Source organism: Sphingobacterium sp. Mn56C, from assembly GCF_049319645.1.
GTDB lineage: Bacteria > Bacteroidota > Bacteroidia > Sphingobacteriales > Sphingobacteriaceae > Sphingobacterium.
In genome coordinates, this window is record NZ_JBMOUC010000004.1 from 34,332 (window position 1) to 59,804 (window position 25,473).

Genomic DNA, 25,473 nt, shown 5'->3' on the forward strand with positions numbered 1-25,473 from the left:
TTTAGATTAAGACCGTTTTACGGGTTTAACGATATTTATGGGTTTTTCGGGGGTCAGGGGTGTTAAAACCTCCGGTTTTGCCTGCACCGAATCGGATACCTCGGCATCCGGAAAACGATCAGGTTTTACCTCCTGGGGTTGCTGTTCCTGTACCGGCGCTGGCGCTGGACTTACGGATGGCACAATGGGTATTTGTACGCCATAAACATTAAAATTGGAACTTAACAAGCTGAAAAACTTAGTTCTATTTTCTGTGTATTTAAAATCGCTGCTATCTTTATGAACGTTCATAATAAGGTCCTTCAACATTTGCGTATGCCGATATAAGGCAGTAACACGACTAATACTGTCTTGTACATGTGCATTTTTTAGGGAATCTTCCAACCTGAAGTTCTTTTCATAACCCGACAACTTTTCGGCGACACCAGAATATAGCTTTTCGGTCAAAACAGGGTTTCCAAAATAGAAATCCATATTTTTTACAAAAGATGCAGAATCTAAATTGTAGGCAGAATAGGCTTTTTGGTACAATACCGGCATTACCTTACGGCCACTATCAATAGGTAAAGTATTCAGATAAGCATCTATTAATGAAACTTCTGTCATTAATTTCTCCATCTTTTCCTCTTCAATAATTCCTTTAGGTTTTTGTTTAGCACAACTTATGCCTAAAAAAAACGTTATAAATAGAACAAAAATTAATCGCGTCATTGTTTAAATTTGTACAAATTTACAAAATGCCTTGGTAATAGATATCTTTGTAAAGTATATCTCCGAAATTTATTTTAGATCATGAGTATTAAATCCAATATAGAAGAAATAAAAAAAGAACTAAACCCTTTGGGTGTAACTTTAGTGGCCGTATCTAAAACTAAACCTGTAGAAGATATTTTAGAAGCCTATGAGGCTGGACAACGTATCTTCGGTGAAAATATGGTGCAGGAACTGCTGGAAAAACAAGAAAAGCTACCGCAGGATATACAGTGGCATCTTATTGGCCACTTACAAAGTAATAAGGTGAAGTACATTGCGCCTTTTATAAGCATGATTCACTCTGTTGACTCGCTAAAACTATTAGTCGAAATCAATAAACATGCCCTCAAACATAACCGTGTAATCGATTGTTTGCTACAGGTTGATATCGCTCAGGAGGATACCAAATTTGGCTTGGATCACCCGGAGGTAATTGAGCTGTTGGAAAGTGATGAATTTAAAGCTCTAAAAAATGTTCGTATCCGCGGATTAATGGGAATTGCGACCAATACCGACAAAGAAAAAGAAATTAAAGAGGAGTTTTACGAGCTTAAAATGCTTTTTGATGGTATAAAACTCAGTTATTATAGAAAAGAGGATAGTTTTGACAGCCTATCTATGGGAATGTCTGCGGACTATATTTTAGCTATCGAAAAAGGCAGTACTATGGTGCGCTTAGGTAGTACAATATTTGGAAAACGGGTAACAAAACATTTCAAGGCGAAGTAAATTAATTAATGCATAAATTTTTACCGTTAGGATTAATAACATTATTAATCGGATGCTATGGCGAGCAGGCCAATACACAGGGTCGGCAGGAGCAATCGATGCGTAATATTAACGACACCCTACAATACAGCTATCAGAACCTAAAAGAGACGAGTCCGTACTTTATTACATGCGGAACTAAAGATGCTGTGGACACAACTTTTTACCAGATATCCTACCCTATATTTTCGTCGAAGAGGATTAATGAGGTGTTAAGGCCCTCTATACTTATTGATAATGAAGATACACCACATGATGCTGCAGATTCCTTTTTGGATGCCTACAACGAGTTTGTTGAAGACAGCAACATGCAGAAGATTAATGCCGCCTGGTTTAAAAATGTACAAACGAAAGTTTTAGTAAACACGCCTAGGCTGCTTACGGTAAAAACAACAGTGGAGGAATATACCGGTGGGGCGCATGGCAACCACCTGACGCTGTATGCTAACATTGATCTCCTTAAAGCAGAGAAATTACAGTTGAAAGACTTGATAATGCCCGACAAACTGGAAGAGCTGAGGCGCATTGCTGAGCAGTATTTCCGACAAAAAGAGCGGCTTAGCGACACAGCGTCGCTGGCAAAAGATTTTTTCTTTCCGGATGGTTTATTCGTTTTAAATGATAACTTTGGGCTTACAAAAGAACACTTGTTGCTATTTTACAACGAATATGAAATAAAGCCCTACGCAGCAGGAGTAACCGAACTCGCCATTCCGTATCGTGAATTAACGAAGGTATGGTCTGCCCGGGGCAAATACTATCTTCAAAGTTTAAGCAACAATTTTTAGCATATTTTCTTTTCTTAAATATCGTATTTAATGCAGGTTTTTAAATTTGGTGGCGCTTCGGTAAAAAATGCCGAAAACATTAAAAATGCTACGGCAATAATTTCTTCCTATACCTCTTCGGAGCTTTTAGTTGTCGTTTCGGCAATACATAAAACCACCAATAAATTAGAAGAGATCACCCAGGCATTCGTCAACCAAGATGCAGACCCTTTCACCTTATTAGCGGCTGTAAAGAAGGATCACTTTGACATCTTAACGCAGCTTTTTGACGACCACAACCATCCTATTTTTAATGAGATAAACAATAATTTTGTGGAAATAGAATGGATTTTGGAAGAGGAGCCGCAAGATCCTTATGACTTCTTATACGACCAGATTGTGTCCCAAGGTGAATTAGTATCGTCGAAAATATTGGCGGCTTATGCTCAGCATATTGGCATTCCCACAAAATGGATCGATGCCCGCGATTATATACAAACAGACAACAGGTATAGGGAAGCTACCGTAAACTGGGACCTTACCGAAGATAAAATAGGGCGTGAAATCCCGCCGATATTAGGTGAAAAGGTAATTATTACCCAGGGTTTTATAGGCTCCACCTCTGAAAATTTTACCACAACCTTGGGTCGTGAGGGATCGGACTACTCGGCAGCAATTTTTGCCGCTGGCCTGAATGTTGCTGATATTACGATATGGAAGGATGTACCCGGCGTATTAAATGCCGACCCGAAGTGGTTTGAAAAAACAGAGCTTATTCCAGAGTTGTCTTATACCGATGCGATCGAGCTTACCTATTATGGGGCTACCGTTATCCATCCAAAAACTATAAAACCCTTACAGAATAAAAATATTACACTGAATGTACGTTCGTTTTTAAACCCCGACCAACCGGGGACAAAAATCCGTACGACCAACCAAACATTGCCCGTTCCATCGTTTATTTTTAAGGTAGACCAGATTCTAATAAGCATACAGCCTAGGGATTTTTCGTTTATTGTCGAAGATAATTTAAGCCATATCTTTAACTTATTTCACCAGCATCGTATTAAAAACAATATGATGCACAATACGGCAATCCGCTTTTCTGTGGTCGTAGACAATACGGGAGAAAACGTAGATAGTTTATTGGCAGATTTAGAGAAAAGGTATAAAGTTACGGTTGAAAGTGGGCTGGAGTTGATTACCATTCGCTATTATAACCAGGAAACTATTGATCGTGTATTGGTTAATAAAGAGATTATACGCGAGCTTAAAGACAGTTATACCTGTCAGATGTTAGTGAAAAATAAAGATGAATAAACATATCCTACAGCCTGAGGTACAGCAGTATATAAAAGAAAAACGAGAGCTTAACCCGAGCATCATTGCCTTAGGAAAGAGCCCTTTTCATTTGATCAGCTCATCAGAATTGGCAGGACAGGTCGACGGATGGCAGCGTGCAGTAAAGAAATTGCCTACATGGGCGTATTCCCCTAATATCTATTACCCCGACAAAATTAACTTGGAGCAGTGTTCTTCGGAGCATACTGCTCTCGTAAAACAGCGGTTAATACAAAAAGGGAGCACGGTGGTTGATGTTACCGGAGGGTTCGGTGTCGACAGTTGTTACCTGGCTCAAGAAGCGGATATGGTAATTCATTGCGAGCTTAATGAAAGGCTCTCGGAGGTGGTACAGCATAACGCGAAGCAACTCGGCGTAAACAACCTGCAGTGCATTGCTACCGATGGTGTGGCCTATGTCGAAGCACAGCGCGACGCTGGGTTAGGCTATATTTATATTGATCCTTCCCGCAGGGTTAACCATGCTAAGGTATTTTTGTTGGAAGACTGTGTGCCTAATATTGTCGCCCTCCAAGATATGTTCTTTCAAAAAGCGCAGGTTATCCTCTGTAAGCTGTCGCCATTAATGGATATTAGCACCGCCTTACAGAAATTGAAACAGGTGAAAACTGTATATGTTATCAGTGTCGACGGCGATTGTAAGGAGCTTCTTTTTGTACAGGACCGTAATTATAATGGGCAACCGAATATCGTGGCGTTGCGTTTATTTTCCGATCAGATACAGGAGCTTATATTTACTGCAGAACAGGAAAAAATGACCCGTATAGAAACGGTGGCTCCACAAAAATTTTTATATGACCCGGATGTAGCGATAACCAAAGCTGGGGCTTTCAAAACTGTAGCTGCTGCTTTTCATGTAGGGAAGCTTCATAGCAGTACGCATTTATATACCAGCACTACCCTGGTAGAGAATTTTCCGGGCCGTTGCTTTCATATCGTAGGTGTCTTTTCTTTGCCACAGTTTAAAAAGACCTCCAACTTTCCCAAAGCTAATGTGGCAGCAAAAAACTTTCCATTGAAAGTAGAGGAAATCCGTAAGAAATATAAAATTAAAGACGGCGGAAATGATTTCCTTTATTTTACGACAGACCCCGCAGGTAATTATATTGTCATACATTGCACCAAAGCCTTATAAAAGACAATACCATTACAATCGTACTGCAATTTCCATGTACTTTTGGGTATGAAAAAAATCAAAGTTTCTGCTTTAGAATTAGCAACTATCTGTAAAAATGCCGACGCTGCTGACGCCATTGCCAGAGCAGTCGAGGGCGCACAGGCCATTGATAACTTAGGGTATGAACGTATGTGGCTTGCCGAACACCATAATATGCCCCATATTGCAAGCTCGGCAACGAGTGTATTAATCGGTCATATCGCCGGCAAAACAACACGTTTACGTGTGGGCTCCGGTGGTATTATGCTGCCCAACCATACCCCTTTAGTTATAGCCGAGCAGTTTGGTACCCTGGAAAGTATTTACCCCAATAGAATAGACCTGGGTTTGGGGCGTGCACCGGGAACGGATCAACTTACTGCCATGGCCTTGCGCCGTAATAACATGCAAACTTCCTTTTATTTTAAGGATGATATTTTAGAACTCCAGCGTTATTTTGATGCCAATAATGTACATGCCAAAGTAAGAGCATTTCCGGGTGAAGGACAACATGTTCCGATTTATATCCTCGGTTCGAGCACCGATTCGGCATACCTTGCTGCGGAGCTGGGCCTACCTTACGCCTTTGCAGCGCATTTTGCTCCGGCAATGCTGGCTCAAGCATCCGAGATTTACCAGGCCAACTTTAAGCCGTCGAAGGTTCTTGCCGCACCTTATTTTATTGTATGTGTAAATATTGTCGCAGCAGAAACCATGGATGAAGCAGGTCTTGAAGCCAATAGCTTGTTCAATCTTTTTGCTGGTATAATTACTAATGTGCGTAAGCCATTATCGCCTCCTACGCCACAACCCGTTTATGCCGGCATTCCGGAAATAGAAAATGCCGTACATTCCATGACTGCCTGTACTTTTATTGGGACGGAAGATACCATCCGCACGGAGGTGTTGGAATTTGCAGAAAAGTATAAAGCAGATGAAATAATGACAACAAATTATATCTTTGACAATAATAAACGTTTACTTTCGTTTAAAATTATTGCTAAAGCATTGTTGAATTCATGATAAAAAATAGTACCATTCTTTTCTTAGCGCTGCTTATGGTGGCGTGTCAAGGCAAGCAGCCTAATAGCGTTAAGCAACCCGCGTTATCCAGCGACAGCAGCAATACTAGGGAAGTTGCGCTCCGCGATACCGTACAAAGTAACGCGACTGCAACCGGAACAGCAACGCCAGACGGGGTTTTTATTAGCGGAAAAATATTAATGCCCAATAGGGCTTACCGTATATGGGAGGGCAATGATGAGCCTAATAATATTACCCCCTCTTGGTTAGCGCTATACCCTAAAAATGGTAAATATGCCGTTCAACAGGCGCAATATAAAATGCAACATGATGATGAGGATCCCTGTTCGGGCATGCCGACGATTACATTGGAGCCAAAGGAGCAGGTACTGGTTTATTTTAATATACCTACGATACAAAAAGGGGATGTGGATACGGCTGCCTTCAACACTAAAATTGTCGAAGCGGGCAAAAGTATGGCCTTTACCTACAATGGTCGCAAGTACAACTTAAAGGCATCGGGTATACAGTTTTATAAGGATGAAAACCGTAATAACCCAGACGCCTCTTACACCTTAAAATTATACGAGGGCGATAGACTGCTGCGCACATTAATACACCAAAAAGAGTATAATGATACCGCCACAGAGGTATTATTTATCGGCGATCTCGACAAAGATGGGCAACCCGACTTTATCCTATCTAGTCCGCGCGATTACGAAGAGCATCGCCTCTTGATTATCCTGTCTGGCAGTGCAGCTGTTTATGAAGGCACCATGCAATTCGATTGTTAAACTGTAGTCCCCCCTCCCCCTCCATTAGCATCGTAACATTAGCCCCTAAAGATCGCGTGTTGCGATGCTGTAAATATATTGCGGAATACAATATTTAATTCATGGGACGGCGTTGCTGCGCGAATACCTAGCTGCGGATACAGCTGGATAATCTCGTTGTAAATACCCTGCGCTATCGCTTTGGCTAAAACGCTAACCTTGTCAACAATATCCAGTACAGCTGATTGTTCATCCGATTCCACCGCAGCCCACAGCGCTGTGGCCAGGGTTGTAATCTCCAGCTTATGGCGCCCCAACTGTTGCTGGTACTTATCTAAAACCCTAAAAGCCTCTTTACTAGAGCGAGCAGCCCACTCGGGCAGCTGCGCCTTCTCGAAATAGTATTTCTCCACTAAATCTAAAAACCGCCGGTACATCCCCATATAGTTTACCAATAGCGTTAATTCGGCGAATGGCTTAAAGGGTATTTTAAATAAAGTACGATCCGACAGCCTGCTTTCGGGTAGAATCTGAAAGGCCTGATCTTGCGATACACTTACATTATCCAACGAAAAGCTATGACTTGCCGTGCATTCTAAACCAAAGGTTTCCCAGTCGTAATGTATTAATACCTGCTCGCGGGGTACATAAAAGGAATAATACAAGGCTGCCCCATCGTCGGTATACTGCTGTTTATCGCCATGAAAAATAGGGCAATTTAAGGTAAAATGCGTAAGGTGTGGCGCCCCGGTAGCAAAGTGCCATAACCCCGATATATGATATTTATCGCCATCCCATACCGCTTTGCCTCCTACGCTACCGCTACCTCCAAAACATGTTTCCGGATTGGAGAATAAAGACAGCGCTGCATCGGTCTTTAGATAACCGGAAAACATATTGGCTCCTGAACACAAGGTTATGGTCCAGCCCAAGCCGCCATCCCAATAGGCTAGCTCCTCCAAAAAAGAAATACCCTCGGCCAGCGGCAGCTCCAAACCACCGTAAACCTTAGGAACCCAGATATTAAACCATTTGTTCGCATAGGCCAGTGCCAATTGTGAGGGCACCATGGTTTTTGCCTTTATCGCCAAAGGCTGGCATTCCTGAATTTGTAAAATCTGTTCTTGACTTAGCATATATTAAGAAGGTTTTAGGGTATACGTGCGCATAATTTTGGTCCATTTGAAATAACCAAAAATAGCAACAATAAATAAAAAGGAGGTCAGTGCCGCAAAAAGGTATAGGTCTTTATGTATCAACAAGGGTACAGCAAATAAATTACTGATATTCAGTAAAATCCAGTTTTCAACTTTACGCTTTGCCAAGAGCCACATTCCTGCCCATGCTGTGGCCGACACCCAAGCATCCCAAATGGGTACATCAGAATTGGTAAAATGTGCCAGGGTAAGATAAAGCAGCACAAAGGCTGTAACACAGATTAAAAGCACAAACCACCACTCCTTTCCTGTAGCCCGGGTAATAGGCTGCTCGGCAGCACTTTTATTCGTCTTCCAGTACCACCAGCCATAGATACTCATAATCAGGTAGTACATGTTCAGGGCAATTTCGGCATACAGCCTTGCGCCAAAAAGTACATACATGCCTGTCACAATGCCCAAAATACCAAACAGGTAGTTTGAAACCTTATTGTTTTTGGACAACAGAACCTGTATAATACCAAAAAGTACAGAAAGGCGTTCAATCCAGGAGGTCTGCTCCAGGGCAATAAAAATCTGACTGATATAATATTCCATAAGCGTTAATAATCGAGGTATGTATACGTGTTATAACGATACCTTACGGAAATGCAATACAGGAAAAGATAGTATAAGAAAATCCCTACGCCAGCATTACCTGGATCAGGTTCCTCCTGCCTAAGCAGGATTGGGTATCATCTCAGCCTAAAGAGAGGTCTTTAGCGGACCTCTCTTAGCACCCCATAAAGGTAAATTTTGTTAATCTAATTTAAGCACCTGATGGGTCATGGCACGCACTTCGGCACACAACTCCGGGTTATTGTTTAAAGATTGCCCCCATGAAGGGATAAGCTCCCGCAACTTGGCTTTATATGCCTCGGATTTCGCACGCTCTGGAAAACATTTTTTCAAGAGCTGAATCATAATTGCCACGGAAGTAGAGGCGCCAGGTGAAGCCCCCAATAAAGCAGCAATAGAACCATCGGCACTCGATACCACCTCGGTACCAAACTCCAAGATCCCCCCGTGTTTAGGATCTTTTTTAATAACCTGCACACGCTGTCCTGCTTTTTCAATTTCCCAGTCTTCAAGTTTCGCTGTAGGCATAAACTGTTTTAAGGCATCCAATTTATCCTTCGGCTTTTTCATGACCTCCGTAATCAAGTATTTTGTTAAAGGAAGGTTGTCTAAACCTGCAGAAAGCATAGGTTTAATATTCGATAACTTAATCGATGCCGGCAAATCGAAATACGAACCCTGTTTTAAGAATTTCGTCGAGAAGCCTGCATAAGGGCCAAACAACAAAGCCTGTTTACCATCAATATACCGGGTATCCAAATGCGGTACCGACATCGGAGGTGCACCTACAGAAGCCTTTCCATATACCTTAGCCTGATGTTGTTTTATAATCTCCTCGTTGGTACAACGCAACCATTGTCCGCCAACAGGGAAACCACCATAACCCCTGGCCTCCGGTATACCCGACTTCTCGAGTAATAACAGAGAATGCCCTCCCGCACCGATAAATACAAATTCCGCATTAATGGCACGTTTTTCACCTGTTTTTAAGTCTTTTACCTCCACATCCCAACGTCCGTTTTCCTGACGTTCAATATCCTTCACTTCCTGACTTAAGGAAAGGGTAATATTATTCTTTTTATTTAAGTAATTTATTAAATCACGTGTCAACGAGCCAAAATTCACATCCGTACCGATATCCATACGCGTGGCCGCGATGGGTTCGTCCAGATTTCTATCCTTCATCATTAAAGGCACCCACGCTTTCAATAGGTTTTTATCTTCGGTATATTCCATTCCCTTGAAAAGGGTCTGTTGTGTCATTGTTTCGAAACGTGTTTTCAAAAACTTCACGTCCTTCTCGCCGAAAACAGCACTCATATGCGGCACCTTACGGATAAAATCCTCCGGTTTTTTAATAACGCCTTTTTGTACCAGATAAGCCCAAAACTGTTTGGAAATCTCAAACTGCTCTGCAATATTAATTGCCTTCTCAATTTTTACCGATCCATCGGCTTGCTCTGGAGTATAATTTAACTCACATAAAGCCGAGTGCCCCGTACCTGCGTTATTCCAAGCGTCTGAACTTTCAGCCGCAACCACATCCAAGCGTTCCAAGATTTCAATATTGATATCCGGATTAAGCTCGTTTATCAACATACCTAAGGTTGCGCTCATAATACCGCCACCAATAAGAACTACATCAACTTCGGTTTTTTGTGTTTTCTTGCCCATGATATATAAATTCCTAGCAAAATTAACATTCATAAATCTTTATTACGAATGGTTTTGTCAATTTTTTATAAAAAGAATAGGATTATTTCGGGAATAACAACGTATTTCAAACCTGTCTACAGCTCCTGCCGGGTTAGCGCCCCCCGCTCTAAGGCAGCAACCTTACTATGGCGAATAGACTAATGCTACTGTCTGCATAAATACTGTACATGCCAGGCACACTTAAATTTAGCTAAAACGTAATATGTTTAAATTTTGGATTCTATTTTCATCCCCAATAATTTGTAATCACAACAGCCCAAGAACCCAACAGCCCTACAGCAACAGCAGCACCAACACACAGGGAGACAGGGAGACGGTAGCGATACGCATTTTAGCGCGAATGAAAGCGAAAGAAGTAGGCAGGATCAGCGAGTCAGCACCATCGGCATGGATCTTTGCTTGGGTAAACACCTGCAGATAAACAAAGCAGGGGATTAAGTTAACGATGATAACCTAATCCCCCGACCTGTATAATAAGTACAAATATTCCATTGGAGAATACAGCACCAAGGTTAAAACCTACCCTTAAAAATGAGTAGTAAACCTTTTCATATTTTTACAGCATACCGCCATCAACAGACAATACCTGTCCGGTTATATAAACAGATAAATCCGAAGCCAGGAACACACAAGCATTCGCAATATCCAATGTTTCACCAGCACGTTTCATCGGAATATTAGCTTCCCAACCTGCAACCACCTTTTCGTCCAAAATATCCGTCATTTCCGTACGGATAAAACCAGGAGCAATCACATTTGCGCGGATATTACGAGATCCTAATTCCTTAGCTACAGATTTTGTAAAACCAATAATTCCGGCTTTCGAAGCAGCATAGTTTGACTGTCCGGCATTTCCCTGCACCCCAACAACCGACGACATATTGATAAAAGAACCCTTACGGTTTTTCATCATAATCTTTGTGGCTGCCTTGGTTACGTTAAATACGGATTTAAGATTGATATTAATAACATCATCCCAGTTTTCCTCGGTCATGCGCATCAATAAACCATCCTTCGTAATACCTGCATTATTTACCACGATATCCAAGGTACCAAATTCAGTAACGATATCATTAATCAATTGTTCTGCTTCATCAAACTTTGAAGCATCAGAGCGATAACCTTTTACTTTAGTACCAAAAGCCTGCAATTCCTGCTCCAGCGCTTCACCTTTTTCTACAGAAGATAAGTACGTAAAAGCGACATTTGCACCATGCTGTGCAAAAACTTCAGCAATTTTACGTCCTATACCCTTTGAAGCTCCAGTTACTAAAGCCGTTTTTCCCTCAAGTAATTTCATATGTAATTCTTTAATTTTTTTACAAGTAACAGTATGTTCCGAAGTATAATTTAGGAACTAATTGGCAAAAATGTTAAAAAAATAGGGAATATGAAAATTTGAATACACGAAACTAAGTAATATGTATCGATGGCGCTAAATTATACAGCTCGGCATCCCTGTTTACAGGTAGCTAACAAGCATTTAAATATGCCCAGTGCTACGATGCAAGCCTAGCTCGATGTAAATAAAAATCCGATTATTTAACTTCGCTTCGTAACCAAAGTTAAAAACACATAAATAAAGACCATCCGCAAAACGGTATACTGCCGTACAGAACGCATCTACATTAAACGCATTTATAGAAGTCCCAGTAAGACCCTACGATAGGTAATTCCCACAGGCAAATAAGATTGATTTTTAAGAATAATATAATCTACATCATACTTCTCGATAAAGTTAATATTGACAAGGTAAGACTTATGAATACGTACGAAATGATCACGAGGTAAGGTCCGCTCCGCTTCACGCGTGGTAGAGTTGCAAATAAAACTATCCGTAGTAGTAAACAGCTTAATATAATTTCCCCAACTCTGCAAGTACACCACATCCTGCAGCTCGAAAGACATCTTTTTACCAGCCACCTTCATTTCCACAGTTCGAATAATTGTAGGTGCACCGAAAATCTCGCGATAACGGTTAATGCCCTGTAAGAAACGCTCATAGGAAAAAGGCTTAAGCAAATAATCCAATACCCCCCTATCAAAAGCCGCCAAGGCAAAATCGCTAAATGCCGTAGTAAGAATTGTTTTTACGTTATAGTCCGTCAATCGCAGGATAGATAAACCAGATTTATCGGGTAAATGTATATCTAAAAATAAAAGATCAATAGTATTAGCCTCCAAAACCCCTTCAATTTCGTCTATATGATAACACTGACCACACAACCTTAAACCTTCCGTACGATTAATATAATTTAGTAAAACCAAATGTGCATGAGGCTCTTCATCCACTATCAAACATCTTATCATAACCTAAATATACGGAGTTTATCTACGCCTAAAATTAATCCAAATACAGCTTTTAAACTAATTCGATTAACCTATTCCTCTTTTTCTGAAATTTTTATCCACACCCTACTATTCTGTTACAAACAGCCCAGTAGTCCCATAAATTGAATAAGAATTTGCACGCTAATTTCCTTTATAAAACTGTAATCCGAAAATAAGGCAAAGAGGTAAAGACACAAAGAGGCAAATTACCCTTACAAGCCAAGGGAAATTTCGACAAGCCTACATCCCGATCTTATAATACTTGCGACACAACGCACATTTACTTTTGCCAAAAAACCCGGAATGCCCTATCGGTGCCCACAATATCTCCCTGCTCACGTACCTGCTGCGCATTATTATTCACTTCAGAAGTAGGGTACCGCAAGCGTATAGGGTGCGTTTTTCCCGTTGCATCCACCAATAAAGACCCCGGTGCATCCGGGATACCCAACCTGCGGTAGTCTGCCCAAGCTTCAGCACCATCTATACCATTCAATGCCAACCACTTCTGCCGAACGATACGTTCTATTTTATTGGGCGCCTGAGCAAGATCCACCGAGTTTTGCGCTAAAAACTCGAGCGCCTTATCGGCCGACAATCCGATATACCTAAAGGACGCCTTAATCGCCTTGCTATACAAATCCGCTGCTGAATGTCCCGCCAGCCAACCCCGCTGCGCCGCCTCAGCCTGTAAGAAGTAGCTCTCGCTCGCCGCTAGCAACAACAACCCTTGGGTCGGCGATTTAAAGAGCCCCCCATCCTGATTATTATTCTCTTTAGGTCCTTTAAAAGCCGATGTGACCGCAAAATTTTGCGATGCATCGTTGCCGGAGCCCAACACTACCCCCTTAAAATCGCCCGCTATGGCCACATAATTCTGGGCCATCCGTGGATCGTTTACCGCTTTATACTGCGCCAGCAGATACTGTGTCGGCCGATAGCCATTATAATTGGACACGATATTATCGTTTGTAGTACGGTAAAAAGCTGTCCAGAAACTATTCATCTGCCCGGCATTGGTCGTGAAACCCGGATTAAGTAAAGCATCCTCGGTAAGGAAACCAGAACCCTCCTTTAAGATGACAAGAATTTCCTTTTGTATGTAAGCAGGAACCGCAACCTCAGACTGACGTATCAACGCACGTAACTTGACGGTATTCCCCAGTTTGCGCCATAAGGTTAAATCCCCCTTAAAAAGAATATCATCCGTCGAGGGAATTTTAGAGCCCTGTGGCACATCCTGCAACAGCGCTATTCCGGAAGATATTAACTTCACCGCTTCCTGATACACCCGTTCCCCCTGATCATATCTCGGTGTTCTGTTGTCAGGATCGGAAGCTTCAAAAAAGGGAACATTATTATAATGATCTACCAAGCGCAGAAAATACCAGGCCCGTAGAATTTTACATATACCTGCATAAGCCGGGTTTACATGTTCCTCTTTATCCTCCATACGTTTAATATTATAAATATTACTATACGCATTTTCCCATACCGAATTAGCAAATACATCACTTATACTATAATTAACGATCATATCTAGGTACGACAGCGTAGCACCGCCGCCACCTATACTCACGTCATTGGCTTTACCCCAATAACCCGCAAAGAAAGCCCCCAACTCATTTAGGGTAACCGACTCGTAGGTTGCAAGCTTTAATAAAGCTGGCGGCAATAGAAATTCTGAAGACGATGCTGTTGGTCGGTTTGGATTCACATTGATATCCATAGTACAGGATTGTATTGTAAGCCCCATTACCAACAGGCAAAAGCTTGTTTTAATCTTTAAATATGTTATTTTCATTATTTTATACATCAAAGTACTGTTAAAAAGTGAAGTTCAGGCTAAAGCCAAAATGTCGCGAAGCAGGGACTGTCCGCCAACCATTAAAACCTATATTCGATACATAGATAAATTCAGACTCTCCTATTTTATTAGATTTATCCCGAATATTGATAATATTCCTACCAATTAAAGCTATGGAAGCCGAATTTACACCCGCTATATACCTTGTTATTGCGGCGGGAAAAGTATAACGCAGCGATACCTCACGCAACTTTATAAAATTAGCTTTCACCGAATTTGGCGCTAAAAAGTTTCGCTGTGCGCCTAACCACCATGCCTGATTACCATCGCTATAGACCGAGGTATTTTCTTCGAATACGCCTTTAGAAACCTCGAGCACAGAATTCGGCATAACAAAAGGCTTACGATCATTTTCCACTGTTCGAGGTAGCAGCCCATTGTTCAACATACTTTCGGCAGCAGCCGTATGAAAAATACTCCCCCATCGGGCGTCAACCTGCAGGCTCAACTCCCATGTTTTGTAGCGGACACGTGTATCTGCCCCCAACATATGCACCGGCTGGGAAGTGCCCACCTTTGTATCCTGTGCCGCCTGTTTTACATTGCCCCTGGCGTCTACAATAATTCGACCTGCAGGATCTTTGGCATAATCCGGCAGCATAAAAGTGGGGAAGCGCTCCCCTACAACAAAGTAATTATTCTTAAACAAGCCCAACGGGCCGCCACCTGGCAATGCAATGGCGCGGTTGTCGTTGTGGGTATAATTTGCCCCCAACGTTACCATCCAATCCTGCGTAGCGACAATATCTCCGGAAAGCACAAACTCCCAGGATTTACTCTTCATGCGAGCAGCATTCATCATGGAGCTCGGGAATCCTGTAACAAAGGAGGTGTTTATCTGCAAGGCCTGATCCTGAGCATCCGCATACGCATAAGTTGCCTCCAAACGTATACGGTTACGCAAGAAATTCAACTGTGTCCCAATCTCCCAAGAGTATACAAACTCTGGTTTAAGGTTCATATTCGCATTTGTAGCGGCAAATTCGAATCCGCTAATCTTACCATAGGGGAAACCGGCGCTACCAATAAAAGTATTCTGCAGCTGGTAAGGGGCAATAGCTACATTGGCGGTTTTACTTGCTGAAGTATAGATTTTACCGTAGGATAGTAGGCTATTATCCTGTAATTGCTTAATAGCATCGGTAAAGATAAAGGAGATATTTCCACCCGGATAAAAGAAAGTCCGGTTATCTGGATTCAACATCGAAACCGTCTCATTTCTGCCATTAAACGTCGTAAATAAGTAGTTTTTATAACCTACAGTTACTTCAGCGAAGAACGAATACCTACGTGCATGTGTTTTATAGGTTCCGCCATTTAAGTTGCCCGTTCTATTATCCTGATTATACGTTCCAGGAATCAGGATAGCATTCGAGCCCACCTGCAACGAGCTGGACATTTGATCTTGGTAATTATGCCCGAGCAAACCATGTGTAGCAAAATTACCAAAGGTACGATCGTACTGCAAGAGAAAATCACTGTTCACCTGCAGACTAGCCAAATCCCGATCCAATACCGAGCCCGTTTTGTTGTTCGGCCTTGGATACCGCAGCCCATCGGCTCCAAAAACCTCTTTATACTTTACTGCTGCATTTTCAAGACGTAATGAATTCGATACGTTGGTTGCCCCAAGGCGATAGATGGCTTTTAGATAAGGGGTAATAGTATACGAAAAGTTAATGTTCCCATTGAGGTTGTTTTGCGTATTGTACCGACGTTGGTTATCGATACCCCAGTATGGGTTAACGGAGGTATTAGAAAAGAAATAATCCGGACTAGCTTTAGGGTCATTCTCCCAGTCCTTTAATGCGGTTATCGGAATATAAAGAGGCAAGGTACGCAAATTATTCCAGGGCTCTGAGGTGCTGGTGTTATCGTTGGTACGCACATAAGAAACGTTGAAACCTACATCCATTTTTTCAAAGTTGCGGGAACTTGTAAAGCGAAAGCTTGTTTTGTTGCTTTTGTCTTTTGGAATAATCCCCCTGGTCAGCACATGATGTGCCGAGAAGTAAAATGTCGAATGGAGATCTCCCCCAGAAAAGCTGATGTTATTCTGGGCACTTACACCGGTATCAAAGAAATCTTTTTTCTGGTTTTTTAGGGGCGAGTACGAAAGCTCCCACTGCGTACCATCGGGTAAAACAGGGCCAACCTTTACCCGACTGCCATCGTATTCAGGGCCCCAAGATCGTATTTCATAGGGAAGAAAGGTGCCATTGACACCAGCTCCGAATTTATCCTGAACCTTAGGCAACCAGGCGACCTGCTCCAAGATGGTATTGTTGTCATAGCGAATCTGCCCTTTCCCCTGCTTACCTTTCTTCGTCGTTATCAGGATCACACCATTTACCCCCTGCGAGCCATAAATTGCGGCAGCATTAGCGCCTTTCAGCACCGTAATCTCTTCAATATCATTAGGGTTTATCGCCGAGAAGGCAGAGGTCTTACGAATCATATTCGACAACTGTTGGTTTAATGCCTCCACGGTTGGCATAGGCACCCCATCTACCACAAATAAAGGCTCATTTGCGCCGTCTGCAATATTTCGGGCACCACGCAGCGTAACGCGCACCTGCGGATTTACACCGGAGTCGAACATATTAATCTGAAGTCCGGCGACTTTACTTTGTAAGCCCTCTAAAGGATTTACAACTGCAGCATTGTTTAACAGCTTCCCAGATACTACCGCCGTAGCGACCCCCACCTGTCGAGCCGCACGTTTCAAACCAAAGGCACCCGTAACCTGTACCTCTGCTATCCTATGTTCACTATGTTGCAGGGATACATCCATATGCCCAGCATATTTTACTGTAATTTCATTTGCCTGGTAACCTACGGATGTAAATTGTAGGGTCTCGCCCTTAAACGTGAGCAGCTTAAACTTACCGTTATGATCACTTATGCTGCTGCGATTGGTGCCTTTGACCTGCACACTAACCCCAGATAAGGGTTTGCCCGTAGCCTGGTCATAAATAAAGCCGGATATTTCGGTATCCTGCGCATTAACCGTGCAACCGTACAAGGCTAATACCGCAGTTAATACATTCCTAAAATGTCGATTCATTCCAATAATTAGATTAATATAGATCAAAATTACCTTATTTAGAATGAGTCTACATTAAGAGGGGCTCTATTAAATGACCAATTGCATTCGTCATTACAACAGCATAATTTCAAAAATTGTACGCAGGAAATACCTGTTTTAAAGAATAAAACCAATTAATACCTATCTTTGTAGGCTATGACGGAGGCTATACAAAAGGAAATATTTACCCTGCAAGACGAAGCGGAATTTAATCGCCTATGTTTAACGGTATTTCGACATCAAGCGGTATATAATACGGTATATAAACAGTATCTACAAGGCATAAATTGTGATGTAGCTGCTGTCCAGCATTACCGAAACATTCCATTCTTGCCTATTCAATTTTTTAAAACCCAGACGGTACGTAGCGAAGCGAAACCTATAGCTATTACCTTTAGCAGCTCGGGTACAACAGGTATGCAAAACAGTCAGCACCATGTGTCGGACTTAAGCTGGTATGAGCAGAGCTTCCGCAAAGCCTTTGAACTGTTTTATGGTGCTATTGAAGATATTGCAATTTTAGCCCTTTTACCCGCCTACCTGGAACGTGAAGGTTCGTCTTTGATTTATATGGTAGACGATCTGATAAAACGATCGAAACAGCCGCAGAGTAATTATTTTTTGTATAACCATGCCGAGCTACTTCAGCAACTGCAGCAGCTACAAGTAAAAGGTACAAAAACAATTTTGATTGGCGTTACCTATGCTTTACTTGATTTTGTAGAAGCGTACCGAATCGACTTTCCCGAACTTATAGTAATGGAAACAGGAGGAATGAAAGGTAAACGGAAGGAAATGGTTCGCGAGGAGCTGCACATGCAGCTGAAGGCTGGTTTTGGTGTTTCCCACATCCACTCGGAATATGGGATGACGGAATTGCTATCGCAGGGGTACTCGTATGGGGATGGCTTATTCCAAACCCCACCCTGGATGAAAATATTAATCCGCGATACCAACGACCCTTTAACCTTGCTGGACGATAGCCGCACGGGAGCGATTAATGTTATTGATTTGGCAAACTATGATTCCTGCGCGTTTATTGCCACCCAAGATTTAGGGAAATTTCATGCCGATGGCAGCTTTGAAATCTTAGGTCGATTTGATAATGCTGATATTCGTGGTTGTAACCTCCTAGTGCAATAAGCTGCAACAGAGGTTATCGGCAAAGCGTAGCTTCTGTTGCAGGGTTTGCGAATACTACTGCAGACTACGATCATTAAACGTGTCCCCAGCCTTAATATCTCCGGTATCATAGCCTTTTTTAAACCAGTAGGTCCGTTGTGCGGAGCTGCCATGCGTAAAAGATTCCGGGTTGCTATGCCCTTGAGTTTGTTCCTGAATATGGTCATCACCAACTGCTGCTGCAGCCTGCATACCATCCAATATATCCTGGTATGTAAGCTCTACACCTGAATTTTTCAATTTGTTGACATAGTGCGCCCAGACACCGGCATAAAAATCGGCCTGCAATTCAGTTTGCACGGATATTTTATTATACGCACGTTCGCTCATATGGGCTCGCTTAGCATTGGTCTTTTCCAAGACTCCCAAAAGATGCTGAATATGGTGTCCCACCTCATGCGCAATTACATAGGCCAGTGCAAACTCTCCTTTAGCGCCAAAGCGTTTTTCAAGCTCCTCATTAAAGGTAAGGTCTATATATATTTTCTGATCACCCGGACAGTAGAATGGTCCAAAAGCAGACTGCCCCATTCCGCAACCTCCGGTTTGATAATTGCCGTCGTATAGCAGTAGTTTAGGAGCGGTATAGCTTTTATTCAGCTGTTCCTGAAATACGAAATCCCACACCTCTTCGGTATTTTTAAGTACAACACTCGAAAAATCGGTAAGCTGCTGTTCGCCCTCCGACAGCTGCCGAGGGCTATCCGATGTTGAAACGGAAGCCTGTTCCTGCGGCAGCAGTTGCAGCAACCTGTTGGTATCAACACCTAAAAACAGACCTATAACGACAATAATTACGCTACCAATACCGCCTACTGCGATTTTTCCGCCAGACGACATACCCCTGCGGTCTTCCACATTATCACTTTTTTTACCTCCTTGCCATTTCATAATTTCGTAATCCTTTATAATTAAACACCAAATTAATAAAATTAATAAATTTAATAAAAAACTTAATTACAATCGTTCTAAAAACATATCAATTGTCGACAATAGTTTTTATTTTTTGTAGTTTTATGCCTCATTAAATAGTTATGTCTTTAGAGAAACAGTTGGCTGAAAGAAGCGGCAATCAATGTGAGTTATGCCACAATAGGGAAAATTTATCGGTTTACGAGGTTCCACCGACCTCAAATGCTTCCCTTGAAAATAGTGTTTATGTGTGCGCTACCTGTAAAGCACAACTCGAAAAAACAGAACAGCTAGACCCACAGCATTGGCGGGTATTAACGGATAGCATGTGGTCTGAACATCCTGCAGTACAGGTTGTAGCATGGCGTATGTTGAGTCGTTTGCGGCAGGAAAGCTGGGCCAGCGATAGTTTAGAGATCCTGTATTTGGACGACGAGAACCTGGAATGGGCGAAAAAAACCGGCGACCATGAGGAGGATGGTACCGTAGCCTTCCATCAGGATGCCAATGGTACTCGTTTATATGAAGGTGACACCGTGGTCTTAATTAAAACCCTTGATGTAAAAGGGTCTACTTTAAGTGCTAAGTTAGGAACGGTTGTAAAAAACATACGTTTGGTACAGGATAATGTAGAACAAATTGAAGGTAAGGTTGAAGGCCAAACCATTGTAATATTAACAAAATACCTTAGAAAAGGTTAAAGCAATACGGTTCGTACAGCCAGTAAAAGGTATATTTAAATACGCTGGCTGTATAGACCTACTATAAACCATAATCAAAGGGCAACATTGTTGCTACCTTGGAATACCAGCCCCAATAGCCTTCCAAAACCCAATTTTGGGCAGGGTAATAATTTCCGAGTTGATCCACATAAATGCTGGCGCCCTCGGGCATGCTTAATAAGGATGCCGATAACTGATGCCCTAATCCCGAAAAATACTGCGGTTCAAAATTTATCGCATCGTTTGCGACATACAGAAAATCCGTATATTTTAATGCTACAGTACCCGGTATGTCCGAAGGTACAACCAACAGGGAGGAAATGGGTATTTTATCGCCCAGTATACTGTAAGTTTTCGGCTCCGCAGACCAGGCCATCCATTGGTTTATGGAATCGCGTGGCACCGTTCTGTTTGCGGTATAGTAGGCATTCCAATTGCCTTGGTATAGGGTATGCACCTCTTGTCGGATAGGCTGCAGTACACTATCTGCCCGAACCTTTTGGTTATTAACGACTCTTTTTAATACCCGAATATCGTAGCCTTCCGACACTACATTATCCGCATATATGCTGCGTAAAAAACGCAGCAAGGAGGAGGCATAAACCTCCTTTCTATGCTGCAGTATCTTGTTGGAAACTTTGGCATTGCTCTGCATAAAAACGGTACCTTCAAAAAATAAATACTGGTTTTTAAAGTCCATTTTATATGCGCTCAAATCATAAGAAATCATATAGCCCAGGTCTTTATTGTTTATCCGCAATGGCTCCGATGCCTTTACGGTTAACAGCTGTTTATTCTTACTGTACCGAAACTGTAATACCTCCGGGTTTAATAGCTTTGTATTTTTGGCAAACCGGCTCCTGCCAATGAAGGTTTCCGTAAAATATTGCCCCCATTCTTTCCAACCATCTTTAAGGTAGGGTGCAATTTCAACGGCCTCAATATCCTGAACTTTGGCATGCAGCAGGAAATTTAATTCTTTACGGCTATCGGATTCCATACGTTGGCTCTCCGATTGGTACCCCAAAGCCACCACCACCACCTCATAGTTTCCTGTGCTAGGAATACGGAGACTATAACTGCCATCTTTTGTGGTACTGGTACCTATACTGCTGTTATTGATATAAACCGATGCCCCTACGATGGCTTCTTTTGTTGACGCATGCTGTACTTTGCCCCGTAAAATATGCTGCCCAAAAGACGATATGCTAAAAAAGCAAAGAAAAAGAAAAAAACTGATTTTGTACATATCTAAGGTTTTTTGGCCTAAACAAAGATAATCAGGAGTTTTTCAAATCAAAGTTTTTACGCTTAAATAGGGCAGGAACAGGTGGAAAGATTGTTTAATATGCCCCTTATAATAACGTAATCGCATTTCTGCTCAAACGTAGAAAACCTTCTTTTTCTAGTTTTTTAAGGATACGTGATACCACAACCCGCGAGGTGTTTAACGCATACGAAATATCTTGGTGGGTCTTGGCAACAACTTTCCCTTTGTTTAGCGATGCAACCTGGAATAGATACTGTTTCACCCGATCAGACATATCCATAAAGGCAAGGCTATCTATAGCGGATAACATTTCGTCCAAGCGGTTATGGTAACTCTGCAGCACAAAATTACGCCATGAACCATATTTAGCCATCCAGCTGTCCATATATTGCACTGGAATGATCAGCAACTTTACCTCCGTTTCGGTAACGGCACGTATACGACTAAGCTGGGTACCTAGACAGCAAGATAGGGTCATGGCGCAGGTATCGCCCCTTTCCAAATGGTATAACAGCAACTCCGCGCCCTGCTCCTCATCGCGCATAATGCAGATAGCACCCGATAAGACCAGAGGGATACTTCGTATAGGCAAGCCGACATCCATTAAAATCTCTTGTGCAGGGAGCTCCTCCACCGTAGCGACAGCCGCAATTTCATCCAGCAATGCAGCTTCAAACTGCTGCGGATAATATTTTTCTAAAAGATCAATTATAATATGCGACATTAATGTGGTAGTTTATGTCTTACTAAACCATAGATAAAGGTACCCACTAAAGCGCTGCCTATCACCACCAACATAGGATATACACCGGCACCTAATAGCACAAAAATAGGCCCCGGACACGCACCTATCAAGGCCCAGCCTAAGCCAAAGGAGATCCCCCCAATAAGGTAACGTGCAATAGATTTATCTTTTGATGCGAGGGTTATCTTGTTACCGTTTACATCCTTAGCCGATCTTTTCATCCACTGAACACCCACCATACCAACAACAAGTGCCGACGCAATAAAGCCATACATATGAAAAGACTGAAACCGAAACATCTCGTAAATACGAAACCAGGAAGCGGCCTCGGCCTTATACATTACCATACCAAAACATACTCCTAAAAGGATATAAAAAATTTTTTTCATCGCACTAAAATAAAAAAGGGATAAACAGATGAACCATAACCAAACCACCAATAAAAAACCCAACCACAGCAAGTAATGATGCTACTTGCAGGTCGCTCAACCCGGAGATCGCATGCCCCGAAGTACAGCCCCCAGCATAACGGGTACCAAAACCAATAAGCAGGCCGCCAACAATCCAAATCGCTATATTGCGAAACGTCCAGCTACCGAACAACTCTACAGGAACATAGGCCTTACCAGCACTATCGATACCTAAACTCTGTAACTCCGTGACGGTAACAGAAGAGATAGCAGGAATTTGCGGATTCGACATATAATGAGCGGCAATAAAACCGCCGATTACCGAACCCACTAAAAATAGAAGATTCCAACGCTGCTGTTTCCAGTCAAAAGCAAAAAATGAGGCATATTTCCCTGCTCCCAACAAGGAACAGATATTTCTAAAATTAGAAGAAAAACCAAAAGATTTGCCCAGGTAAATTAACAGTAACATAATAACCGCAACAATAGGACCGCCAATATACCAAGGCCATGGTTCGTTAAGATAATTCATAGATAATTATTATATAATAAAGCAAATATATCTAATTAGTACACAAAGTTTTGTTACATTTGTTACTTTCAAATTTATATATCGTTCCAAAGCTTCAACAGTCTACTATATCGTAATTTTAGTTTCTCCTATTGTGTCAAATAAACATTCAAAATCCCTAAGAAGAGTACTAATTGTGAGTTTGATTCTTTCATTCACAATTTTCACCCTATTATTTATCTATCAATATAAACAATATAAAGAAGTAGAAGGTCGCCTAAGTACCGCTTATTCTTCCAGTCAACTGCAATCTCCGACCTTATACAAGCTTTTTTCGACCTTCAGTGAGGCCGAACACCACTTCCGTTATTATTCATTAACATTCGACAACAATGAGTTTAAGCTCTATCAAGCCAAATTAGACACGATTCGTAGCTTTGTTTACTCCTTGGAAGAGTCGGAACACAGCGCCAAAAACCAGCAGCTTACGGGTTTAACTGGATCATCAATCGACAATAACCTGGCCATGGAATATGCTGCCTTGAAAAAGCAGGTAGACAACCTCGTTCTATATTCCACCGATTCTTTACAGTTGTTACAAGGTAAAAAAATTACGACCTACAGCAAAAAAAGAATCTTAAGCTCCGACACCACACTTAAAAACATCTTTAAAGATACCGTAAATAGATTGGTAGACCAGGATACGGTCGTAAAAAAACGAGCGGGATTATTAAAGCGTATTTTCCAGACTAAAGATGATACGCTGGTAAATAAGAATGCCAGTGAAATTATAAACCAAGAGAAGTTAGATATTATCCAGCGTCGGTTCGACCATCTGCTTAACAGCAATGAAAGGATTTATCAAGGAAATATGCAAGCCCTAAGGCAGACCATACAAAAGTTAAATCAAACGGAGCAAGAACTGTTACTGGCTAACTTTACCCTGTTAAATCAACTTAAAGTTAGTATAGAAAAAATCCAACAACTGGAACTACAGAAAATTCGGGAACAGGAAGCCTACGATTTTGCGATATACAAGGAAAATGCACAAAAATTTGGTACACAGGTATTTGTGGTTTTATTTATTGTATTGCTCCTCATTTTCTTTATTATGTATTACCAAAATAAGGTAGCCAGTTATGAAAACAAGCTGATAAAAGAGAAAGAATATGCTTCCCGCATTGCAGAAGAGAAAACCGCTGTTTTAGCAAATATTAGCCATGATATCCGAAGCCCTTTAAACTCGCTGCAAGGCGTTATCGCACAGATAAAAGCGAATGATACCAAAACCTTAGACCGCGAGATTATCCAGTCTATAGATTATGACATCAATGTAATCAATAGTACCATAAACGATATTTTAAGCTTAAGCAAACTTGAAGCCGGAGATTTACCTATAAATGCCGATCCTTTGTCGCCATATCAGCTCATAGAAGATGTATTTAACCTGCACCGCTTTCAGGCACAGAATAAACAGCTTAACTACCGGTTGGAAAATAATATTGCCCCCAATATTATAATTAAAAGCAATGCCTTTAGAATGCGGCAAGTGATGTCTAATTTAATCTCTAATGCCATAAAATATACCGATTCAGGAACCGTAAAAATATCGTCAGAGGTTGTTACGCTAAAAAATAAACAAAGCTTACGATTAAAAGTTACCGACACAGGCGTTGGCATTGCCCCCGGCAAAAGAGACGAAATTTTCAAAAAATACTTTATGGTCGATAATAAACCTGGTAATAAAGGGTTTGGCCTCGGCTTGTATATCGTTAAACTATTCTCTCAGCAAATTAATGGTGAAGTGTCCTTCTCCCAAAACCCCGATGGCAAAGGTACAGTATTTTCGTTTACCATGCCTATAGCCGAGGTACAGGTAATGCCGCAACCTGAGCAGGAGGTAAACCTCAGCCTGCTGCCTAAAGACCTAAAAATTGTCGTTATCGACGACAGTCCGATAAATTTGTTCTTTATACAGCAACTGTTTAAAAATCATTCCGCCGTAAAATTCTTCTCCAATGGTAAAGATGCCTTAGCCTATATTAAAGAAGAAAAGGTAGACTATGTAATAACCGATTTAATTATGCCCGAAATTAGCGGTTGGCAGATCTTAAAGGAAATTAAGGAAAACAAAAATCTGCAGCAGGTCAAAGTATTTGTCTCAACAGCTGAAGTTATGCTTTTAGAACAAAAACAGACCTTCGACTGGAAATTCGATGCGGTTATATACAAGCCTATAAATGAAAAAGAATTGGTTAATATTATTTTGGCCAATGAAAACAAATCCTAAGGAAAACTGATTGTTATCCATATGCTCCCGACTGCATGTCGGGAGCATTATC

At 41.7% G+C, this 25,473-nt stretch carries 23 protein-coding genes; 10 read left to right on the forward strand and 13 right to left on the reverse strand.

Annotation, left to right across the window (positions count from 1 at the left end; genetic code table 11):
• Nucleotides 1–6: 6 nt before the first annotated feature.
• On the reverse strand, nucleotides 7–711 hold the full coding sequence (locus tag ACL9RF_RS11495; RefSeq protein ID WP_422800779.1) for a DUF4296 domain-containing protein: 705 nt from the start codon (nucleotides 709–711) through the stop codon (nucleotides 7–9).
• A gap of 81 nt (nucleotides 712–792) precedes the next feature.
• Between ACL9RF_RS11495 and ACL9RF_RS11500 the strand changes: the two genes are divergently transcribed.
• The 6 genes from ACL9RF_RS11500 to ACL9RF_RS11525 are packed head-to-tail and all read left to right on the forward strand — an operon-like array spanning nucleotide 793 to nucleotide 6,623.
• Nucleotides 793–1,482, forward strand: coding sequence for a YggS family pyridoxal phosphate-dependent enzyme (locus ACL9RF_RS11500; RefSeq protein ID WP_422800780.1), 690 nt, complete (start codon nucleotides 793–795; stop codon nucleotides 1,480–1,482).
• Nucleotides 1,483–1,490: 8 nt separating this feature from the next.
• Nucleotides 1,491–2,309, forward strand: coding sequence for a DUF3298 domain-containing protein (locus ACL9RF_RS11505; protein ID WP_422800781.1), 819 nt, complete (start codon nucleotides 1,491–1,493; stop codon nucleotides 2,307–2,309).
• 30 nt (nucleotides 2,310–2,339) lie between these two features.
• Nucleotides 2,340–3,608 (forward strand): aspartate kinase, encoded by a 1,269-nt coding sequence (locus ACL9RF_RS11510; RefSeq protein ID WP_422800782.1) that lies wholly within the window; start codon nucleotides 2,340–2,342, stop codon nucleotides 3,606–3,608.
• Complete coding sequence (locus tag ACL9RF_RS11515) at nucleotides 3,601–4,785, forward strand: THUMP-like domain-containing protein (RefSeq protein WP_422800783.1); 1,185 nt, start codon at nucleotides 3,601–3,603, stop codon at nucleotides 4,783–4,785. The genes ACL9RF_RS11510 and ACL9RF_RS11515 overlap by 8 nt, the downstream gene beginning before the upstream one ends.
• Before the next feature lie 48 nt (nucleotides 4,786–4,833).
• Nucleotides 4,834–5,829 carry an LLM class flavin-dependent oxidoreductase gene (locus tag ACL9RF_RS11520; RefSeq protein WP_422800784.1) on the forward strand — a complete coding sequence of 332 codons (996 nt, stop codon included), beginning with the start codon at nucleotides 4,834–4,836 and terminating at the stop codon, nucleotides 5,827–5,829.
• Nucleotides 5,826–6,623 (forward strand): hypothetical protein, encoded by a 798-nt coding sequence (locus ACL9RF_RS11525; RefSeq protein ID WP_422800785.1) that lies wholly within the window; start codon nucleotides 5,826–5,828, stop codon nucleotides 6,621–6,623. Before ACL9RF_RS11520 ends, ACL9RF_RS11525 begins: the two co-directional genes overlap by 4 nt.
• 38 nt (nucleotides 6,624–6,661) lie before the next feature.
• Here the strand turns inward: ACL9RF_RS11525 and ACL9RF_RS11530 are convergent, their stop codons facing one another.
• From ACL9RF_RS11530 to ACL9RF_RS11540, 3 genes are all read right to left on the reverse strand, one after another.
• Nucleotides 6,662–7,738 (reverse strand): acyl-CoA dehydrogenase, encoded by a 1,077-nt coding sequence (locus tag ACL9RF_RS11530; RefSeq protein WP_422800786.1) that lies wholly within the window; start codon nucleotides 7,736–7,738, stop codon nucleotides 6,662–6,664.
• A 3-nt stretch (nucleotides 7,739–7,741) separates the two neighbouring features.
• Nucleotides 7,742–8,356, reverse strand: coding sequence for a nicotinamide riboside transporter PnuC (pnuC, locus tag ACL9RF_RS11535; protein ID WP_422800787.1), 615 nt, complete (start codon nucleotides 8,354–8,356; stop codon nucleotides 7,742–7,744).
• A 201-nt stretch (nucleotides 8,357–8,557) separates the two neighbouring features.
• Nucleotides 8,558–10,051 (reverse strand): malate:quinone oxidoreductase, encoded by a 1,494-nt coding sequence (locus ACL9RF_RS11540; RefSeq protein WP_422800788.1) that lies wholly within the window; start codon nucleotides 10,049–10,051, stop codon nucleotides 8,558–8,560.
• Nucleotides 10,052–10,295: 244 nt separating this feature from the next.
• Here ACL9RF_RS11540 and ACL9RF_RS11545 point away from each other — a divergent pair, with 244 nt between their 5' ends.
• Nucleotides 10,296–10,514 carry a hypothetical protein gene (locus tag ACL9RF_RS11545; protein ID WP_422800789.1) on the forward strand — a complete coding sequence of 73 codons (219 nt, stop codon included), beginning with the start codon at nucleotides 10,296–10,298 and terminating at the stop codon, nucleotides 10,512–10,514.
• Nucleotides 10,515–10,649: 135 nt separating this feature from the next.
• Here ACL9RF_RS11545 and fabG read toward each other — a convergent pair whose 3' ends face one another.
• The 4 genes from fabG to ACL9RF_RS11565 form a co-directional block, all read right to left on the reverse strand.
• Nucleotides 10,650–11,393 carry a 3-oxoacyl-[acyl-carrier-protein] reductase gene (gene fabG, locus ACL9RF_RS11550; RefSeq protein WP_422800790.1) on the reverse strand — a complete coding sequence of 248 codons (744 nt, stop codon included), beginning with the start codon at nucleotides 11,391–11,393 and terminating at the stop codon, nucleotides 10,650–10,652.
• A 338-nt stretch (nucleotides 11,394–11,731) separates the two neighbouring features.
• The gene (locus tag ACL9RF_RS11555; protein ID WP_422800791.1) at nucleotides 11,732–12,403 is read right to left on the reverse strand and encodes a LytR/AlgR family response regulator transcription factor; all 672 of its coding nucleotides are present in this window, start codon (nucleotides 12,401–12,403) and stop codon (nucleotides 11,732–11,734) included.
• A 301-nt stretch (nucleotides 12,404–12,704) separates the two neighbouring features.
• Nucleotides 12,705–14,228, reverse strand: coding sequence for a SusD/RagB family nutrient-binding outer membrane lipoprotein (locus tag ACL9RF_RS11560; RefSeq protein WP_422800792.1), 1,524 nt, complete (start codon nucleotides 14,226–14,228; stop codon nucleotides 12,705–12,707).
• A gap of 22 nt (nucleotides 14,229–14,250) precedes the next feature.
• The gene (locus ACL9RF_RS11565; RefSeq protein ID WP_422800793.1) at nucleotides 14,251–17,358 is read right to left on the reverse strand and encodes a SusC/RagA family TonB-linked outer membrane protein; all 3,108 of its coding nucleotides are present in this window, start codon (nucleotides 17,356–17,358) and stop codon (nucleotides 14,251–14,253) included.
• Between the two features lie 177 nt (nucleotides 17,359–17,535).
• Here ACL9RF_RS11565 and ACL9RF_RS11570 point away from each other — a divergent pair, with 177 nt between their 5' ends.
• Entirely contained in the window at nucleotides 17,536–18,522 is a 987-nt protein-coding gene (locus ACL9RF_RS11570; protein ID WP_422800794.1) for an acyl transferase, read from the forward strand.
• A 54-nt stretch (nucleotides 18,523–18,576) separates the two neighbouring features.
• On the opposite strand, the gene ypfJ is transcribed toward ACL9RF_RS11570, so the two are convergent.
• Nucleotides 18,577–19,452 (reverse strand): KPN_02809 family neutral zinc metallopeptidase, encoded by an 876-nt coding sequence (gene ypfJ / locus ACL9RF_RS11575; RefSeq protein WP_422800795.1) that lies wholly within the window; start codon nucleotides 19,450–19,452, stop codon nucleotides 18,577–18,579.
• A 143-nt stretch (nucleotides 19,453–19,595) separates the two neighbouring features.
• Between ypfJ and ACL9RF_RS11580 the strand changes: the two genes are divergently transcribed.
• Complete coding sequence (locus tag ACL9RF_RS11580; RefSeq protein WP_422800796.1) at nucleotides 19,596–20,174, forward strand: PhnA domain-containing protein; 579 nt, start codon at nucleotides 19,596–19,598, stop codon at nucleotides 20,172–20,174.
• 61 nt (nucleotides 20,175–20,235) lie between these two features.
• Here ACL9RF_RS11580 and ACL9RF_RS11585 read toward each other — a convergent pair whose 3' ends face one another.
• The 4 genes from ACL9RF_RS11585 to ACL9RF_RS11600 form a co-directional block, all read right to left on the reverse strand.
• Nucleotides 20,236–21,444 carry a carboxypeptidase-like regulatory domain-containing protein gene (locus tag ACL9RF_RS11585; protein WP_422800797.1) on the reverse strand — a complete coding sequence of 403 codons (1,209 nt, stop codon included), beginning with the start codon at nucleotides 21,442–21,444 and terminating at the stop codon, nucleotides 20,236–20,238.
• 106 nt (nucleotides 21,445–21,550) lie between these two features.
• Nucleotides 21,551–22,189, reverse strand: coding sequence for a Crp/Fnr family transcriptional regulator (locus ACL9RF_RS11590; RefSeq protein WP_422800798.1), 639 nt, complete (start codon nucleotides 22,187–22,189; stop codon nucleotides 21,551–21,553).
• Nucleotides 22,189–22,599 (reverse strand): DUF6691 family protein, encoded by a 411-nt coding sequence (locus tag ACL9RF_RS11595; protein ID WP_422800799.1) that lies wholly within the window; start codon nucleotides 22,597–22,599, stop codon nucleotides 22,189–22,191. The genes ACL9RF_RS11590 and ACL9RF_RS11595 overlap by 1 nt, the downstream gene beginning before the upstream one ends.
• A 4-nt stretch (nucleotides 22,600–22,603) precedes the next feature.
• Nucleotides 22,604–23,152 carry a YeeE/YedE family protein gene (locus ACL9RF_RS11600; RefSeq protein ID WP_422800800.1) on the reverse strand — a complete coding sequence of 183 codons (549 nt, stop codon included), beginning with the start codon at nucleotides 23,150–23,152 and terminating at the stop codon, nucleotides 22,604–22,606.
• Nucleotides 23,153–23,327: 175 nt separating this feature from the next.
• On the opposite strand from ACL9RF_RS11600, the gene ACL9RF_RS11605 reads away from it, so the two are divergent.
• On the forward strand, nucleotides 23,328–25,421 hold the full coding sequence (locus ACL9RF_RS11605; protein WP_422800801.1) for a hybrid sensor histidine kinase/response regulator: 2,094 nt from the start codon (nucleotides 23,328–23,330) through the stop codon (nucleotides 25,419–25,421).
• Nucleotides 25,422–25,473 lie beyond the last annotated feature (52 nt).